This is a genomic window from Novosphingobium sp. B-7 (genome assembly GCF_000410615.1).
In the GTDB taxonomy this organism is placed as follows: Bacteria; Pseudomonadota; Alphaproteobacteria; order Sphingomonadales; family Sphingomonadaceae; genus Novosphingobium; species Novosphingobium capsulatum.
The window spans coordinates 1-15,108 of the sequence record NZ_KE148341.1; the positions used below are offsets into that span (position 1 = coordinate 1).

Here is a 15,108-nt window from a genome sequence, read left to right on the forward strand (position 1 = left end):
ATCGATCGGGATGGAGACGAACGTCGGGCCGCTGGGCGGTTCCATCGCCACGAGCCAGGCCCGCTCGATTGCCGCGGGCACATCTTGCGCGCGTGCCGGCTCGCACGCCCACTTTACGAACGGGCGCGGAAATTCGGCGGCGCGCTCGGCAAACAGGAACGGTTCATAGGGCAGGATCGCGCGCGCCTGTTGCCCTGCAGTCACCACCAGCGGAGTCTGGTTTTTCCACGCCGTAAACAGATTGCCCAGGCCATGGCCCACCCCGGCCGAACTGTGCAGGTTGACGAACGCCGCGCGGCCGGTGCCCTGGGCAAAGCCATCGGCCATGCCCAGCACGACGCTTTCCTGAAGCCCCATGACATAGCGGAAATCATCGGGAAAATCGCGAAATAGCGGCAGTTCGGTGGAGCCGGGATTGCCGAACAGCGTGGTCATGCCCAGCTCGCGCAACAGCGCGATTGTCACGTCGCGGACGGTCCGCATCCTGAAATCTCCCGATCTTTTGCCGCAGTCTCGCGCATTTGGCGATAAGTTCAATTGCAAATCCAGGAGAAAGTCATACCATCTGCGCATGGATTTTGATGAGCGCGAGTTGAAAGCCTTTCTCGCCGTGGCCGAATGCGGCAGCCTGGGGCGCGCGTCACGCCAGGCCAATCTGACCCAGCCCGCGCTCAGCCGCCTGATCCACCGCATGGAGGAACGGCTGCAACAGCCGCTGTTCGATCGCACCACGCGCGGCATGGTGCTGACCGATCCGGGCGTGCTGCTGCAACGCCATGCCCGCCACCTGCTGGCCGACATGCACACGCTGCGCGATGAACTGGCGGCGTTTCGCGGGCTGCGGCGCGGCGTGGTGCGCATTGGCGCGACCGCCGCCGTGATGCGCACCCTGGTGGCGACGCACGCCGGGCAGATGCTGGCCGACAACCCCGACCTGGCGTTCGAGGCGATCGAAGACGTCGACAGCGGCCTGGTGCGCGCGCTGGAGCAGCGGCAGATCGACCTAGCGATCACCTCTGGCCGGGTGGAGCAGGACGCCGCCGATGCGCAGTGCCTGGGCCGCTGCGACCATGCCGACATGTTTGCCGTGTTCTGCGCCGCCGACAACCCGATCGCCGACAGCCCCGATCTCGCCAGCGTCTTTGCCCATGGCTGGGTCATGCCCGAGGCGGGGCTGACCCCGCGCATCCGGTTCGAAACCCTGGCCGCGCAACTGGGGCACCAGGCCCGCGTCGTGGCGCGCACCAGTTCGGTCGAAACGATGATCGCCATTGCCGGGGCCAGCCAATTGCTGTGCTGGTTGCCGGTCCCGCTGCTCGAACCCTATGTCGCCAGCGGGCGCCTGCGCCAGCTCAGCGTGCCGGCGCTGGAAACCTGGCGGCAATTCTGGGTCTATCGCCGCAGGGCGGGCGTGCTGCCCGATGCCGCGCAGCGGTTCCTGCGTTATCTCCCCATCGTGCCGCTATGAGCCCTGCCCGACCGGCGGGTTGACACTGTCAAATCCCGATCCGGATACTCGTGCCTGTGCAGGCACACGTGCCTGTGTGCACACGTGGGAGAATTCCGGGATGCAGCGGATCGTGGTAATCGGTGCAGGCGCAATGGGCTGCCTGTTTGCGGCAAAGCTGGCCCTGGCCGGACATCGGGTGACCGTGGCCGACGTGGACCAGGCGCGGATGGACGCGATCGCCGCGCAAGGCATTGCCCTGTCACTGGACGATGGCGATTTTGCCGCACGGGTCGGCGCTTGCCCGATCGCTGCGGTGGACGGGCCGGTCGATCTGCTGGTCCTGTTCACCAAGGGCATGCACAGTGCCGCAGCAACCGCGTCTGCCGCGCATCTGGTCGATACCGGTTGCACCGTGCTGACCCTGCAAAACGGGCTGGGCAATACCGAGGCGATCGCGGCGGTCTTTCCGCGCGAGCGCATCGTCTGGGGCGTGACCGACTTTCCCGCAGACCTGCACGGTGCCAATGCGGTTTCTTCACATGGGCAAGGCCATGTCTGGCTGGCAGGACTGATCGCGGCCGCCGACGCGCGGGCACGCCACGTGGCGGATATCCTCGATCGCGCCGGCCTCAACGCCCGCTTCGCCCCAGAGGTAGAGGCAATGGTGTGGGACAAGGTGGCCTTCAACAGCGCGCTCAACGCGCTCTGCACGCTGGGGCAAGTGCCCGTCGGCCGCTTGGACAGCGCCCCGATCCGCCGCATCGTCGGCACGATCATGGACGAAATCGCCGCCATTGCCCGGGCGGAGGGCATCGCGTTCGATCGCACTCGAACCATGGCCAAGGTCGATTTTGCCCTCGCCAATCACACCGGGCACAAGCCCTCGATGCTCCAAGATCGGCTCGCCGGCCGGCGCACCGAGGTCGAGTCCATCAACGGCGCGGTGCTGGCCATTGCTGCCCGCCATGGCCTTGCCGCTCCCACACTTGAACTCGTCACCGATCTGGTACGCTTGGGCGAGCCGGCATGACCGCCATGGCCTGATCAGCCGCGCCGCCGCGATCGCGCGCGCGGGGTCAGCGCGTCGAGCGCGTCGGCATTGTCGCGCGCCCAGCCATACAGCGCCTCGACCGGTACGACGAAGCGCTGGCCCAGCGCGGTCAGCGCATAATCCACTTCAGGCGGTGCGACATCATCGCGCGTGGTGCGCGCCAGCAAGCCACTCGCCTCCATTTCCCTGACCGTCTGGGCAAACATCTTTTTGGAAATGCCCGGCAGGCTGCGCAGCAGCGCCGCGCTGCGGGCCCGCCCGTCATGCCGCGCATGCAGGGTGTGCAGCACCATGCTGGTCCACTTAGTGGCAAACAGTTCCAGGATCCGGCGCGGGGCACAATCCTCGCGCCATTCCTCTTCCGGGCTGCCCGGTATCACGGCGGCACTCCTTGCTTTGCCAACGATATCGCTGCCCTTCCAACGCCAGTGGTTACCATCTGGTGCCTTCTTGGCGCCGGGCGAGCGGCGCCCCAATTAGCGGTTTTTGCTCAACAAGGAACCATCGATGACCAAGACTGCCCTTGTTGCCGGGGCCACCGGCATCACCGGCCAGGCCATTGCCACGCTGCTTCATGCCCAAGGCTGGCGCGTGCTGGGCCTGGCGCGCAATCCGCTGCCGCTGCCCGGGGTGGAGCCGATCGCCGCAGACCTCACCGATGCCACTGCCACCGCCCCCGCACTTGCCGGGCATCGACCCGATGCCGTGTTCGTCACCACCTGGCTGCGCCGCGCCACGGAACAGGAAAACATCGCGGTCAACGCGGCCATGGTGCGCAACCTGCTGCGCGCGGTGGAGCCGGCTGGCAGCGTCGGGCATGTGGCACTGGTCACCGGCCTCAAGCACTATCTTGGTCCGTTCGAAGCCTATGGCCAGGGCAACCTGCCCGATACGCCGTTTCGCGAGGATCAAGCCCGCCTGCCGCTCGACAATTTCTATTATGCCCAGGAAGACGAACTCTTCGCCGCCGCGCAACGCAGCGGCTTTGCCTGGAGCGTGCACCGCCCCCACACCGTGATCGGCAAGGCCGTGGGCAACGCGATGAACATGGGCACCACCTTGGCGGTCTATGCCACGCTGTGCCGTGAACTGGGCCGTCCATTTCACTTCCCGGGATGCGCGGCGCAGTGGAATGGGCTTACCGACATGACCGACGCGCGGCAATTGGCGCAGCAACTGCTGTGGGCCACGACCACGCCCGCTGCGGCAAACCAGGCGTTCAACTGCGCCAATGGCGATATCTTCCGCTGGCGCTGGATGTGGCCACGCCTGGCGCAATGGTTTGGCGTGGAACCGGCCGGGTTTGACGGCAGCGTGCGGCCACTGGCCGATCAGATGGCGGGCGATGCTCCGGTGTGGCGCAGCATCGCCGCGCGCGAAGGCCTGGCAGAAGCAGACCTCACCCGGCTCGCCTCGCCCTGGCACACCGACGCAGACCTGGGCCGCCCGATCGAGGTGGTAACCGACATGGCGCGCTCTCGCAGCCTGGGATTTACCGGCTATCAGGCGACGGACACTGCCTTTTTCGATCTGTTCGCCCAGCTGCGCGCCGAACGCTTGATCCCCTGAAACGCCGCGTGCCGCGCCACCACCGTCATGGCGCGGCACGCTTCACCGGCACCGCGCCGGTATTCCACCCCAAAAGGCACCGATTTTGCCATTGCCGGGGTGTTGCCCGCTGTGATTTTGTCAGGCACGGTGCCGCAACAGACCGCATTGGCGGCTGCATGGGGTGGGATATCGGCCGTGGCCAATTTGCAGGAGAGCGCGTTACCCATCGCCGACACGCCCACGCTGTCGCGCGCGCGCGACCTGTTCGGGCGCGTGATCAATGGCCATGACCTGGGCGGATCGACCCCAGCCACCGTTGCCGACCGCATCGAGCAGTCGATCTGCCTGACGCCAAGCCCCGCCGTCGTGCTGACCGAAGGCAGTGTTGCCGCGACGTTTGGCGTTGGCCGCCGCGTGGCGCGGCAGACCAGCCGCATCCTGCAATTGCGCGGTGTGATGGAACCCCGGCGCGGCGGCAAGGGCAAGGGTGGGCTGCGCGTGTGCCTGCCCGGCCTCGACCAGACGCTGGACACCATCCGCAGTGACATCATTGCCAGCAATTCGCCGGCCGCGATGGAAGATGCGCGCCAATGGCTGCAGGCGGAAATTGCCGGGCACGATGATCCGCTGGGGCGCTTGGTGCGGGCCATGCTGCAAGACGCACCGGTACAGCAAACACGTGCGCCGTGCCAGACGCAGGCGTTGCTTCCAACCTGGTCCGAGCTTGAAGAGCCGGCCTCGCGCGGGCATCGCCTGGCGGCGAAACTGCGCCAGCAGATCGCTCTGCTGCCGCCCGGTGAAACGTTCCTGGGCTCGCTCGCCAGCATCGCGGAAGCCCATGACACCAGCCTGGAAGTGGCGGTGGAAGCCGTGCGCATCCTGGCCGATGCCCAGCACGTGGTGATGCGGCGCGGCCGCGGCGGTGGCGTGTTTGCCTGCGAACCGCAAGCTGGCCGGGCGCTGCATATGATCAACGCCTTTATCGCTGCCAACGCGGTCTCGCCTGATCGTTGCCGCGCCGTGCTCAACCGCGCCAATATCGGGATGATCGATCTGGCGCGGGCGCGACAGGATGCCCGCTATCTCGACCGCGTCGAGCGTTCGTTCCAGAAAATGCAGCAGGCGCCCAATGCCACGGTGCTGGGCCAGAACTGGTATGGCTTCATCCGCGATATTGCCGATATGTCGGGCAACGGCGTGCTGCACTTCATTGCCCGCGCCATGGCGGGATCGATCCTTATTCGGCGCACCCGCAGTGCCGACCTGCCCGAAGCCGCCGCCCGCGAACTGTTCGAGGCCAGCCGGCAGATCCATGCCCATCTGATTGGCGGCAGCCAGGATGCCCCCAACGAAGCGCAGTGGCGCTGCCAACTGGCCCTGCAGGATTACTGGTAAGGCTGGGACAATCAGCGCCCAAGGCGCGCAATATGTCGGGCGATTTGAAGATAGACTGCCTCTACCACCTCGCGCGTGCCGCCGCGCAGGTTATAGGCGTGGTCCTGATCGGGCACCTCAATATATTCCAGCAAGCGGCCGCGCGCGTTCAGGCGCTGGGCATAGGCGGCAGCCTCTGCCCGCAAGAGATCCAGCCCTGCGGCAATGACGATCGCCGGCGGCACCTTGTCGAGCAAATCATCGGGTGCGCCCACCAACGGCGAGGCGCGCATATCTGCACGTATCGATGGATCGGGCACATAGACCGCATTGAACAGCCGCGCGACACCCGGTGAAATGACCGGACGCGCCGCCCGGGCCTGCTTGTGTGCAGGCGGCGTGACGAGATCGAGCGGCGGGTAATGGAGGATCTGCGCGGCGATGGGCGGCCCGCCTGCCTGGGCAAGCAGCAGGCTGGCAGCAGCAGCCAAACCGCCACCGGCACTTTGCCCACCCACGGTCAGCCGATCGCCGTCCCACCCCTGCGCCCCCGCCTGCGCCGCCACCCAGCAGATCACCTCGCAGGCTTGCTCTACCGCTATCGGAAAGCGCCGCTGCGGCGCCAGCGCATAATCGACATTGATGACACAGACGCCGGCCCGCTCGGCCAGGAACGCGCAAAACGCATCATCCTGCTCGGGGTGGCCCATGACGTAGCCACCGCCATGGAAGTTGACGTGAACCGGCACCGGGCCCGCCGTGTTCTGCGGAGCGAACACCGTGGCCGCAGCACTGCCTTGCGTGGTTGGAATAGTGATGGTGCGGCAACGCCGAGGAACTTCGGGAAACGCCAGCGCACTTTCCGGCTGGGCCAGCCGTGGCGCCACCATCCGCTGCATTACCCGCGCGATCGTATCGGCAATCAACGGCATGGCAGGCGCTCCATCAGCGATGCAGCATCGGCCGGGTGGCCCCGACCGATGCTGCCAGGCAGCGATGCCACCATCAGAACTTGACGCCTAGACGCACGCCGAACTCGCGCGGCGCGGTGCGGAATTCGTTGAGGCCGGATTGCCCGGTCACGAAATATTCCTTGGTCAGGTTGGTGCCGTACAGCTCCACCTTGAAGTTGTCCCAGTTGAGCGCGACGCTGGCATTGACCAGATGGCGCGCGTTAATCAGGTCAAACTGCGGCAGATAGGTAACGTAGGCCCATTGCGACCCAATATAGGAATAGTTCACGCGGGGCACGATCGAGCGCCCCTCGCCCAGCGAATAGGTATAATCCAGGCCGGCGTTCCAGGTCCATTTCGGCGACAGCAGGTTCGGCCCGGCATCAGACGTGATGAACTGGTAGGGGAAGCAGTTGCTGGTTACCCCGGTGGCGCAGGCCGGCAACTGCGCGGTGGCGGCGCCCGGCTGCCACTTGTTGATCACCGTCACGCTGCTGAGCTGCGAATCCACATACGACACGCCGGCGTCGAGGCCGAAACCGGCCAGCTTGGCCTGAAGCTGCCCTTCAAAGCCCTTGATCGTGGCATTGGCGAGGTTGACCACGCCATTCTGACCAGATGCTGGACTGATCACGTCCATCTGGAAATTGTTGTACTTGTTATAGAATACGCCGATCTGCGTGCGCACATGCCGATCGAGGAAGCTCGATTTCCAGCCCGCTTCAAAGTCCCACACCGTTTCCGGGTTGAACATGCCACCAGGCGGATTGATCCCACCCGGCTTGTAGCCACGGGCGGCAAAGACATAGAGCATGTTGTCGGCATCGGGCTTGTAGTTAAGCGCGATCTTGCCGGTCATGCGGCCATCGGCCTCAGTGCCGGTCTGCGGAATCGTCAGGAAGGCCGAAGGCGGCGGCCCGCCAAGATAAACGCCGCCGGTGCCATCGACATGATAGTGCGAATAGCGCGCGCCAGCCTGGATTTCGAGCTTTTCGGTAACGCGATAGTTCACCTGGGCAAAGGCGCCCAGCGTGGTCTTGCTGTTCATCGGATTGACCACGATCGGGAACGGCGCGGTGCCGGTATAGTGCAGCAGCACGTCGATATCGTTATGCTGGTAATAGCCACCCAGGATAAAGTTCAGCGGCTTGGAATCAGGCGAAATGATGTTGATTTCCTGGGAATATTCCTTTTCCCGCACATATTGATCTTCATACTGCGCGCCAAACGGCCCAGCGACCTGCGCCAGATTGGTGCCATCCAGATCATAGACGTTCCAGACGCGCTTGTTCTGATATCCGCTCACCGACCGCACAACGAGGCCGCCAGGGGTCTGGTACTTCAATTCCAGCGCCGTGGTAAACGCGCGCTCGAAATTCGCGGTCTTGGTGTCGTAGTTCAGCTCGTAGGGCGTCGCCTGGCGGCCGGCGGCAAACTGCGTTCCGGCAATCGGCTGATAGGCATAGCCGCCCGTGCTCTTCTGCGCCAGTTCGCCCTTCCAATAGGCGGTAAAGCCGCCGGACTGGTAGAGCGCAGACAGCCGCTCATCGTGTTCCTTCAGGCTGTCGGGCTGGTTCTTGTAGGGGCCAAGATCGGTGTAATAGGAATCGCGCCAATGCTGGTTGGTGGCAAAGCGCAAGGCCAGGTTGTCACCCACCGGCACATTGATCGCGCCGTTGAGGCGGACATTGTTGTAGCTGCCATATTCGGCTGTCACGTCACCACCCAGATCGCCCAGCTTGGGGCGCTTGGAATTGATGAAGATCGCCCCGCCGGTGGAGTTGGAGCCGACCAGCGTACCCTGGGGCCCGCGTAGCACTTCGATGCTCTGGATATCGTAGAGATCAAAGCTCTGCGCGATCGGCGGCTGGAACAGCCCGTCGACATAAGTGGCGACGCCATTGGCGACTTGCGGCGATCCGCTCGACAGGCCGATGCCGCGAATATTGATGGATTCGGTGAGGCCTGCCTTGGTGATGGTCAGGCCGGGCGCCACGTTCTGCAGATCGCGCTGCACCAGCACGGCTTTCTGCGTGAGCTGGTCTCCACCCACCGCGGTGAGCGCGATGGCAACCTTTTGCGAACTTTCCGAGCGGCGCTGCGCGGTAACGACGATCTCGCCCGGTGCCGGGCTGGCCTGCGCGGGCGCCGGAGCCGCCTCGGTGGCGGCCTGCGCGAAAGCGTTGGTCCCCACCAACGCCAGCGCCATCGCGCCCAGCGAGGCTGCGGCATGCGCGCGGAAATTACCGTGAATCTGAAGCATGGTGCTCCCCTCTCCCTTTTTCGGCCCTGCTTGACGCGGCCAAACGTTGCGGGCCCGTGTCTGCCCGGCCACGCGGGATTTAAATAGCGGCCCATTTTGGAAAGCTGCGCCCGCGCCCTTGGCGGGTCGCCATCGGTGCCATCAGCGCGACCGACCAACCCCATAGATTTATAACTTCACGTTATAAGACGATAGACCAATTGTATTTCACTTGATCGTGGCCGTCCGCCATTGCGCCTTCACAAGAAAACACCGCCATGGTGGGGAGAGCAACGATGGCACGCCGCGTTTTGCGGCGGCATCCCTGGCTGCGCCTCCCCGGCGATGGTGATCAGGAGGTGCACATGAAGGGCTATCACGGGATAAAGCACAATCTGCTCGTCGGCACGGCGTTCGCCATGGGCGTGATGGGCTGGCACGGCGCGGCAGCCGCGCAGGCCACGCCAGCGCAGACAACGCCGCCTGCCGATCAAGCCGCGCCGGAAGCCAAGCCGCAGGAAATCGTGGTGACCGGCTCCTACCTCGGCAATATCCGCCAGGAGAACCGCGCCTCGCCCATTCTCGCTGTCGATAACGCCGCGATCGCGCGCACTGGTTCGTCCTCGATCGGTGATCTCACCCGCTTCATCCCGCAGAACGTGGGCAGCACCGGCGGCTTGCAGGATCTGTCAAAGGGCGGTGCGGATACGCGCGATACCCGTTCGGCCAACCTGCGCGGCCTGGGCGCCGGCTCCACGCTGGTGCTGCTCAACGGCCGCCGCGTGACCCCGCAGGCCGGTGACGATTATGTCAACCTCAACAGCCTGACGCCCGATATCGCCATCCAGCGCGTCGAGGTTCTGCTCGATGGTGCATCGTCCACTTATGGTGCCGATGCCGTGGCGGGCGTGTTCAACGTGTTGACCGACACCAAGTTCAACGGGTTCAAGACCAGCGCCCAGTTCACCAGCATCGCCGATTCCCCGGCGTGGAACGTCCAGGCGATGATGGGCGTGGGCAACGATCGCTTCCACACCGTACTTTCGGCGTCCTATCGGTTTCAGGACAATCTCCAGAATTCCGATCGCGCCGTCACCAATTTCTTCAATCCCACCGCGGCCGGCTATCCGGGCAGCTATCTGCTGACCGGCCGGCCGCTCACCGCCACCGGCGGCCACGTGGTGATCAACGGCAACGATTACACCGCGCTCTATGATGCCAACAAGTCGGCCACGGGCACGCTCAAGGTGGTCGATCCCAATTGCGGGGCCGACGGCACCAACAGCGTCTATTCCCCCACTGGCGGCGCGGCCTTTGGCCTGGGCAACTGCCTCTACAATTTCCAGCCGAAGAACCCGATCCGCCCGCTTGCGCGCAGCGTCAATATCCACAACGACACCACGTTCGAAATCAACGACGCCAATACGCTGTTTGCTGAACTCAGCTATTACCACCAGGATTCCGAACGGTTCGGCGTGCCGTCTTATGCCCAGAACGCAGGCAACGCCACGATGCCGGCGTCCAACCCCTACAATCCCTTTGGCGTCGATGTGCTGTTCTATGGCCGCGCGATCGGGGCGCAGGGCTTTCCGGGCGGATACGAATATCGCGTGATGCGCGATACGGTGAACCAGCAGCACTACGTGCTCGGCGCGCGCGGCAATCTGGTCGGGCGGTGGAAGTACCTGGCGACGGCCACCTATTCCGCCTCGCAAACGATCGCCCGCGATCGCGATACCGATATGAACATGTTCCAGGCCGCGCTGCGCGGCTATGGCAGGCCGAACTGCAACACCAACTTCCTGGGTGGCGGCAGCGGCGCTGTGCCCGGCAAGGGCAGCTGCCTCTATTACAGCCCGTTCCAGGCCAACCTGTCGCAGATGGATCCGTCGCTGATCTACAATCTGCAAAGCGATGTCTTCACCGATTTCAAGCGTGAATACTATATCGCCGAAGCGGTGGTGAATGGCCCCCTGGCCAGCATTGCCGGGCACGAAATCAACGTGGCTCTTGGCGCGCAGTATCGCCGCGAGAAATCGATCACCAACTATTCCGACCTGCTGCTGTCGGGCTATGGCGGCTTCCTCGGCAAGCACCTCAACACCGCGTTCTCGCGCGAGGTGAAGAGCGTGTTCGCCGAAGCCAATTACCAGCCGATCGACAGCCTGACGCTTAATATGGCTGGCCGCTATGAAGATGCCGGTGGTTACAGCAAGGCCGTGCCCAAGGTGGCGGCCAACTGGCACCCGGTCGACTGGTTCTCGCTGCGCGGTTCCTACAGCAAGGCGTTCCAGGCGCCCTCGCTGGCCAACGGTTCCGCCTCGCTGATCGGCACCAACGTGGTCAACGTCACCGATCCGGTCGATGGCACCACCTCGTTCCGCACGATCCAGACCTACGGCAATCCCAACCTCAAGCCGCAGTCGTCCACGGTCTATAACCTGGGCGCCACCTTCGTGCCGACGCGCGGCGCGCGGTTCTCGATCGATTACTGGAAGTATCAGTTCAACAACCAGATTTCGACGCAGAACCCGCAGCAGGTGGTCAACACCGCGCCCAACGGCGCCGCGGTGCTGCGCGACCCGCTGACTGGCACGCTGCAATCGGTGGTCGTCACCAGCTTCAATGCGCCCAGCGGCACCAAGACATCGGGCATCGACATTCAGGGCCAGTATGCGTTTGACGCTGGCCAACTGCATCTCACCTTGCGCGACACGCTGACCTATCTGCTGGCCTACGATGTCGACACCGGCATTCTGCGCCGCGATGCCAATGGCAACATCACCGGCTCGGTGGTCTATGATGGCGTGGGCTATCGCAACGCGTTCGTGCAGTCGCCCACCTCGTCCTCGGCCGCGCCGCGCTGGCGCAGCGTGGCTGGCATCGATGCCGGCTATGGCCCGCACACGCTGTCTTTGACCTGGCGCTATACCGCCGGCGTCAAGGATGATTACGGGCAAAGCCTCAACACCGCGGGCACCGGCGCCGTCGTTCCCGCTGTCAGCACCAAGGTCAGCGCGTTTTCGGTGTTCGATGCGCAATACAGCCTGAACTTTGGCCACGACGATCGCTATGCGCTGACGCTGGGGATGATCAACATCTTCAACACCGCGCCCGGCTTTGCCAAGTACAACGGCTATCTGCCCTCGATCGCCGATCCGTTCGGGCGACAGGTCTACGCCCGCATCGCGGCGCGCTTCTGATCGTGGGTGGCGGGTTTCCACACGCGGCGCCAGTAGTGGCAGGGGCCAAGCGCACCTGCCGGCTGGACGCCGGGCGTGGCGCCCGCCACCATGCGCCTGCTGCCAGGATCAATCGGCGGCTCCCTCTGGCGCACAGGTTCCGCATGGCCCGCACTCCCAGTCTTTCCACCCTGCGCCAGTTTCGCATACTGGCCCAGACGGCGAACTTCAGCCGCGCGGCCGAACTTGCCCATGTCTCGCAGCCGGCGCTCTCGCGCACCATCCGCCTGCTGGAAGAAGACCTTGGCGCCCGCCTGTTTGACCGCAACCGCCGCCACGTGTCGCTGACGCAGGCCGGCGAAGACCTGCTCCGCCTGACACAGCGCCTGATCGCCGATTTCGACGATGCCTTTGATCTCCTGGGCCAGACGCTGTCGGGCCAGCGTGGCCGCATTGCCCTGGGCGTGCTGCCGTCTTACGCCGTGGGCGATCTGCCCGCCGTGCTCAGCCGCTTTCGCGAGGCTTGGCCGGGCGTCGATGTGACCGTGCGCGAAGGACTGGCGGGGACCATCTATCAACAGCTGCGCGAGCGGCTGATCGATCTGGCGGTGATGACCCCACCCGATGACGCGGCCGAGGATTTCACCTTTCTGCCCTTGTTCACCGACCCTTGCGCCCTGGTCTGCCGCGCCGGGCATGCACCGGCCGATGCCGGCTGGCACAGCTTTGCCGATGCCCCGTTCATCGCGATGGCCCCCACCAGCAGCGTGCGCCAGATCACCGATGCCGCGTTTGCCCGCGCCGGGCTGGCGCCGCGGCCACTGTATGAATGCACGCAGCCCGCCACGCTGGGCGCCTTTATCGCCGCAGGGCTGGGCATCAGCGCGCTTCCGCTGTCCTGCCGCCCGATGGTCGGCGCGCACGATCTGGAATGGCACCTGCTGGGTGACAGCGGCGCCGATCGCGTGATCGGCATTGCCCATCTTTCTGCGCGCAGCCCCTCGCCCGCGGCCCAGAACATGCTGCGCGTGCTCTCGGCCAAGGGGGCGTGCTGATGCTGGCCGCTGCTGCTTTGCCGCCAGCCGCCCTCGCACTGGGCGCCCTGGCCATCATCGGTGTCATGCTGGCCGTCATCCTGACGAACCGGCTATCCCCGCTTGCCGCGATGATCCTGGTGCCGGTGATCGGCGCGGCAGCGCTGGGCCTGGGCGCCGGCGTGCCGGGCTGGATTCTGGCCGGCGTCACCAAGATTGCCCCGGTTGCCGGCATGTTCGTCTTTGCCATCCTGTTTTTCGGGGTGGTCAGCGATGCTGGCCTGCTGGCGCCGCTGGTTGGCGGCGTACTGCGCCTGGTGGGGCGCAAACCGTCGCGGATCACGATGGGCACGGCCTTGCTGGCGTTGCTGATCCATCTCGATGGTTCTGGCGCGGTCTGCTTCCTGATCACCGTGCCGGCGATGCTGCCGCTTTACGATCAACTGGGCATGGACCGCCGCGTGCTGGCCTGCTGCGCCTCGCTTGCCGCCGGGGTCAATTTCCTGCCGTGGACCGGCCCCACACTGCGCGCCAGCGCGGCGCTGCACATTCCCACGGTGCAGATCTTCACGCCGATGCTGCCGGTGCAACTGGTTGGCCTGGTGTTCGTGTTCGGCGCAGCGTGGTGGATGGGCCGGCGGGAAGAACGCCGCCTCGCTGCTATGCCCTTGGTAAAAACCGAGCCGGAAGATGCCGTGGGAACAGCCAGCTCCGGCCCCGATCCGCTGCATCGCCCGCGCCTGTTCTTGCTCAACCTGGCCATCACGTTGGCGGTCATCGGCCTGATGGTCAGCGGCGTGGCCGAACCGGCCGTGATCTTCATGGTCGCCTTTGCCCTGGTGTTGACGATCAACTATCCCAATGCCGAGGAACAGCGCGCCCGGATCGAGGCCCATGCCCGCCCGGCGATGATGATGGCCGGCGTGCTGTTTGCCGCTGGCGCGTTTACCGGCATCATGAACGGCGCGGGGCTGATCCACGCCCTGGCGCAATCCAGCGTGGCCCTGGTGCCGCCCGGCATGGGCCGCAGCCTGCCGCTGCTGGTGGCGGTCACCAGCATGCCGCTCAGCGTCGTATTCGATCCTGACAGCTTCTACTTCGGGGTTCTGCCGGTGGTGGCGCAAGTCGCCAGCCATTTTGGCGTGCCGCCCGTGCAGGTGGCGCAGGCGGCGCTGCTGGGCATGCATACCGTCGGCTTTCCGATCAGCCCATTGACCCCCGCAACATTCCTGGTCGCAGGCCTGAGCCGCATCGACCTAGGCGCGCATCAGCGTTTTGCCTTTCCCTGGCTGCTGGGCGCCACCCTGGTGATGACACTGGCAGCGCTGGCCATCGGCCTGATCGGCCTATGAGTGAGACATGCATGAAAACCATACGCATCGGTGCCGGTGCCGGCTTTGCCGGGGATCGGATCGAGCCGGCCGTTGAACTGGTCGAACAAGGCGAACTCGATTTCCTGTGCTTTGAATGCCTGGCCGAGCGCACTATCGCGCTGGCGCAACTGGCGCGCCAGCGTGATCCGGCCGCCGGCTATGATCCCCGGCTGGAGCGGCGCATGCGCGCCGTGCTGGGCCCGGCCATGGCGCGCGGTGTGCGCATCGTGTCCAACATGGGCGCGGCCAACCCGCTCGCCGCCATGGAAGCCGCGCTCGCCGTTGCGCGTGAGCAGGGCCTGACCGGCATCCGCATGGCGGCGGTGCTGGGTGACGATGTGCTCGCCAGCATCGCGGGCGAAGACCTCCCCCTGCTGGACCGCGCGGGATCGCTGTTGGATCTCAAGCCGATTTCGGCCAACGCCTATCTCGGCGCGTTTCCCATTGCCCAGGCGCTGGCCGAAGGGGCGCAGGTGATCTTCACCGGGCGGGTGTGCGACCCGGCGTTGTTTCTCGGGCCGATGATCCATGCGTTCGGCTGGGCCGAAGACGATTGGACGCGGCTGGCGCGCGGCACTGCCATCGGCCATCTGCTGGAATGCGCTGGCCAGCTGACCGGCGGCTATTTCGCCGATCCCGGCTACAACGATGTGCCGGGCCTGGCCCGCCTGGGCTTTCCCCTGGCCGAAGTGAACGAAGATGGCACGGCCATGCTTACCAAGGTGGCCGGCACGGGCGGGCGCCTCTCGCTCGCCAATGCGCGCGAACAGGCGATGTACGAAATCCTTGATCCGGCCCGCTATCTTCAGGCCGATGTGGTGGCAGACTTCACCACGCTGAACCTGGCCGAGGCAGGCCCGGATCGCATTGCCGTATCGGGCGCGACCGGCCACCCCCG

At 65.2% G+C, this 15,108-nt stretch carries 12 protein-coding genes; 8 read left to right on the forward strand and 4 right to left on the reverse strand.

All coding sequences use genetic code 11. The features are described 5' to 3' along the window. Positions 1-483 (reverse strand): thiamine pyrophosphate-binding protein (locus H926_RS27210; RefSeq protein WP_043609306.1); only part of this gene is annotated, 483 nt, incomplete at its 3' end. 88 nt (positions 484-571) lie between these two features. Between H926_RS27210 and H926_RS30860 the strand changes: the two genes are divergently transcribed. Together H926_RS30860 and H926_RS0112230 are read left to right on the forward strand one after the other, a co-directional pair. After that, positions 572-1,468, forward strand: a complete 897-nt coding sequence (locus tag H926_RS30860) for a LysR family transcriptional regulator (RefSeq protein ID WP_022676558.1) — start codon at positions 572-574, stop codon at positions 1,466-1,468. Between the two features lie 100 nt (positions 1,469-1,568). Further along, entirely contained in the window at positions 1,569-2,480 is a 912-nt protein-coding gene (locus H926_RS0112230; RefSeq protein ID WP_022676559.1) for a ketopantoate reductase family protein, read from the forward strand. 14 nt (positions 2,481-2,494) lie between these two features. Here H926_RS0112230 and H926_RS0112235 read toward each other — a convergent pair whose 3' ends face one another. Next, positions 2,495-2,881, reverse strand: coding sequence for a helix-turn-helix domain-containing protein (locus tag H926_RS0112235; RefSeq protein WP_022676560.1), 387 nt, complete (start codon positions 2,879-2,881; stop codon positions 2,495-2,497). Positions 2,882-3,008: 127 nt separating this feature from the next. Between H926_RS0112235 and H926_RS0112240 the strand changes: the two genes are divergently transcribed. Continuing rightward, positions 3,009-4,070, forward strand: coding sequence for an SDR family oxidoreductase (locus tag H926_RS0112240; RefSeq protein ID WP_028657925.1), 1,062 nt, complete (start codon positions 3,009-3,011; stop codon positions 4,068-4,070). A 177-nt stretch (positions 4,071-4,247) separates the two neighbouring features. Continuing rightward, complete coding sequence (locus H926_RS34680; RefSeq protein WP_022676562.1) at positions 4,248-5,447, forward strand: hypothetical protein; 1,200 nt, start codon at positions 4,248-4,250, stop codon at positions 5,445-5,447. A gap of 11 nt (positions 5,448-5,458) precedes the next feature. Here the strand turns inward: H926_RS34680 and H926_RS0112250 are convergent, their stop codons facing one another. Together H926_RS0112250 and H926_RS0112255 are read right to left on the reverse strand one after the other, a co-directional pair. Further along, a complete protein-coding gene (locus H926_RS0112250; protein WP_022676563.1) occupies positions 5,459-6,358 on the reverse strand; it encodes an alpha/beta hydrolase fold domain-containing protein in 900 nt (299 codons plus the stop codon). A 73-nt stretch (positions 6,359-6,431) separates the two neighbouring features. After that, positions 6,432-8,642 carry a TonB-dependent receptor gene (locus H926_RS0112255; protein ID WP_082209139.1) on the reverse strand — a complete coding sequence of 737 codons (2,211 nt, stop codon included), beginning with the start codon at positions 8,640-8,642 and terminating at the stop codon, positions 6,432-6,434. Between the two features lie 275 nt (positions 8,643-8,917). Here H926_RS0112255 and H926_RS0112260 point away from each other — a divergent pair, with 275 nt between their 5' ends. The 4 genes from H926_RS0112260 to H926_RS27225 form a co-directional block, all read left to right on the forward strand. Beyond that, positions 8,918-11,824: a TonB-dependent siderophore receptor gene (locus H926_RS0112260; protein WP_022676565.1), complete on the forward strand. Its 2,907-nt coding sequence runs from the start codon at positions 8,918-8,920 to the stop codon at positions 11,822-11,824. A 143-nt stretch (positions 11,825-11,967) separates the two neighbouring features. Next, positions 11,968-12,858, forward strand: coding sequence for a LysR family transcriptional regulator (locus H926_RS0112265; protein WP_022676566.1), 891 nt, complete (start codon positions 11,968-11,970; stop codon positions 12,856-12,858). Beyond that, a complete protein-coding gene (locus H926_RS0112270; RefSeq protein WP_022676567.1) occupies positions 12,858-14,189 on the forward strand; it encodes a CitMHS family transporter in 1,332 nt (443 codons plus the stop codon). Before H926_RS0112265 ends, H926_RS0112270 begins: the two co-directional genes overlap by 1 nt. 11 nt (positions 14,190-14,200) lie before the next feature. Continuing rightward, the coding region (locus tag H926_RS27225) for an acyclic terpene utilization AtuA family protein (protein ID WP_237741025.1) at positions 14,201-15,108 on the forward strand (908 nt) is incomplete at its 3' end.